At 37.0% G+C, this 2527-nt stretch carries 3 protein-coding genes; all 3 read left to right on the top strand.

Annotated elements, in window-relative coordinates; all coding sequences use genetic code 11:
* Positions 1–35: 35 nt before the first annotated feature.
* Positions 36–524, top strand: coding sequence for a hypothetical protein (locus D9603_RS19060; protein WP_128732489.1), 489 nt, complete (start codon positions 36–38; stop codon positions 522–524).
* A 689-nt stretch (positions 525–1213) separates the two neighbouring features.
* Positions 1214–1798: a hypothetical protein gene (locus D9603_RS19055; RefSeq protein WP_128732488.1), complete on the top strand. Its 585-nt coding sequence runs from the start codon at positions 1214–1216 to the stop codon at positions 1796–1798.
* A 114-nt stretch (positions 1799–1912) separates the two neighbouring features.
* The gene (locus D9603_RS19050; protein ID WP_128732487.1) at positions 1913–2416 is read left to right on the top strand and encodes a hypothetical protein; all 504 of its coding nucleotides are present in this window, start codon (positions 1913–1915) and stop codon (positions 2414–2416) included.
* Positions 2417–2527 lie beyond the last annotated feature (111 nt).

The raw sequence follows: 2527 nt of genomic DNA, 5'->3' as shown, positions 1-2527 counted from the left end.
TACGCCCCATATTGCGGCGTTAGCAGTACAAGAGTATGAATCGAATTTTAGTGTTAATTTTAAGTCTTATTTCTTTTGATGCATTAGCATGCTCAATGATGCCAACTTCAAAGTACTTTGAAGTCACAGGAAATGGTACTAGCGAACCTGTCAAACCTGTTTTTGAGGTAGATGGAGTTCACAGAGGCACTGATGATGGAAATCATGGTTCATGTTCTGATGCTGGCTCTATTGTTTTAAAACTCAAAAACATTCCAACTATTGAACAAGGTTATATTTTTGAGTTAGTAGAGGGTACATTTGAAGACACTCTATTTTCCGACAAAGCAATTACGCTTGCTGATTTCCTCGAAGAAAAGGACAAGTACTATTTCGTCTGGTTTGATGGTAACTCGGAAGAACAAGAGGCTTTTGATATTAAAATAAAAATAACAGCAGTGTCAGAATCAGGTATTAAAAGTGAGCCGCAGTATTTAAAAGTATCTCATCCTGGTGTTCAAAAGCCTTGGTGGAAAGTCTGGTAAGTACTGCTAACAAACAGTTTAAAAGCGGACAAAATTCAGTTGGCTGGTTTCGCTCCGCTTCACATTATAGCCAATTAAATTTTGCCTTTTAACTGAGGCGTTATAAGTTTTTGGGAGCACTGTGCAATCAATAAAGTATTTTACTGGATAATAGTTTTTCCAATGGAAGTTGCATTATCAATTTCTGGTCTATTTTGTGCCCTTTTTATGCCTCCAGCAATGTACTTTCTGTTTATTGAATATGGAGCTGCTATGGCGTATGTAGGTCTAGTTTTTGCCAGCTTTGGCTTCATGATGGTATTAACAGTATCATCTATGCTGTACCTTAAATGGAGAGTGCTTTCTCGGGACGAATATAAAAGAGTTTTAGGTAACAGAGCTTCGATAAACTTTTTTATGAGTTTCTCAAGTGATATTTATACTGCATTGGAGTTTGTAATCGATAGTCTTTCTTCGAAGCCAGATAACTTGCATTATAAAAGGTGCATCAAATTACATAAAATTCAAAGCAGACTCCATTATCTTCTCCTCGCACATGTGGTTGTTATAGTGCCTGCATCTGTGATTTATTGTGTAATAAACTTATAACAAGCGCATCATGAGCGGAACCAAAAAGCTTGGCTTGGTTCGTACCTCACCAATTATAGCCAAGCATTTTGTTCCGCATATGCGGGCGTTAGGGAGCTTCTATGGTTCGCATTATGATTTTCATAATGATGATATTTTCTTTTGTTGCTTATGCAGATAGAGAGTCGATCCCTAAACCATATATAGTTACCCAAGAAGGAATGTTTGAATCATATTATTTCAAAATGATCCCCGAAAACTTCCATTTTGAAGACGATAATCTAGTTATCGATAGCGAAGCATACGGGAGAGCATTTCGTTTAAATTATGACGGAACTGAAGAAGAGCTATGGTCTGTTTCAGGTTGGCATGCAAACAATGTCTATTTGGCTGGCAAAGAAGCTGTAAACCTTGTTAGGCTTGGTAATTGGGCTAGAGGGCAAGCTCCAGAAAATGAAGATTTAGCCGTCGCATTTTATGAAAGAGGTAAGCTTTTAAAATCATACTCTACAGCTGATTTAATTGAGAAACCTGATTCAGTAAAACTATCAGTTTCACATTATCAATGGAAACTATCTTCTAATTTAGCGAGAAATAATAAATATTTTTATATCGAAACCGTAGAAAATATTACTTATAAATTTGATGTATCTACAGGTGAAATTGTAGATGTAAAACTCCCTAACAAGCAATTAAACAGGGATTAAAAACAGCGGGCTCTTCGCTTCGCTCAACTTTAGCCCACGATTTTTAACCCGTTAATCGAGCGTTATAAGTCTTTCTAACTTATGAAGAATCTGTTTGTATTTATTGGAATTTTAATGTCATTTACTATCAAAGCTGAAACAAATTCTACTTACTATCACTCTGGTGTAGGGTTTAAACTCTCTTACCCAAGTGGTTGGGAACCAAAAGCAGCTGAAGAAACCGAAATCGAATTTGCTCCGCCAAGCTACATCCCAAAAGAAGAAGGTGAATTCGTTATGTTATTAGAAGCAGGGGAAGTCACAGAGAGCAAGCTTGAACTAATAACACTTAGCCTTTTAAATGACTCCGAGAGTACCCCAACAGAAGTCGTTCAAGATACTGTTGAAATGTTGCTAAAAAGTAATGAAGTACAAACAGGGACTGTGGAGATAACCTCTGAAATAAGTTCAATCGGGTCAAAAGGAATTAGTTTTCAAAAGCTGAAATATATGGGCTTGGATACATTAATTGGATGCTTTAGGGTAGGTAGTCACATTGTTACTGTGCAGATAATGCAAGCTCTTGAAAATCAAGCGTTAGAACAACAAATTTTAGAGTCTGTGGTAATCGACTTATAACAAGGCCATAAAACATAGGACACAAAACAGCTGGCTTGTGCTCCTTCGTCGCTAAGTTTAGCCAGCTATTTTCTGCCGTTTATGGCAGCGTTAGCTTTCAAGGATAAGCAT

It is taken from the genome of Pseudoalteromonas sp. PS5 (genome assembly GCF_004103255.1).
GTDB lineage: Bacteria > Pseudomonadota > Gammaproteobacteria > Enterobacterales > Alteromonadaceae > Pseudoalteromonas > Pseudoalteromonas peptidolytica.
This window is presented reverse-complemented; position numbering and strand designations above follow the sequence as displayed.

Excerpts from the sequence above, each read along its gene's own strand:
- D9603_RS19050 (WP_128732487.1), top strand. The coding sequence starts at position 1,913 with ATGTCATTTACTATCAAAGCTGAAACAAATTCTACTTACTATCACTCT.
- D9603_RS19055 (WP_128732488.1), top strand. The coding sequence starts at position 1,214 with ATGGTTCGCATTATGATTTTCATAATGATGATATTTTCTTTTGTTGCT.
- D9603_RS19060 (WP_128732489.1), top strand. The coding sequence starts at position 36 with ATGAATCGAATTTTAGTGTTAATTTTAAGTCTTATTTCTTTTGATGCA.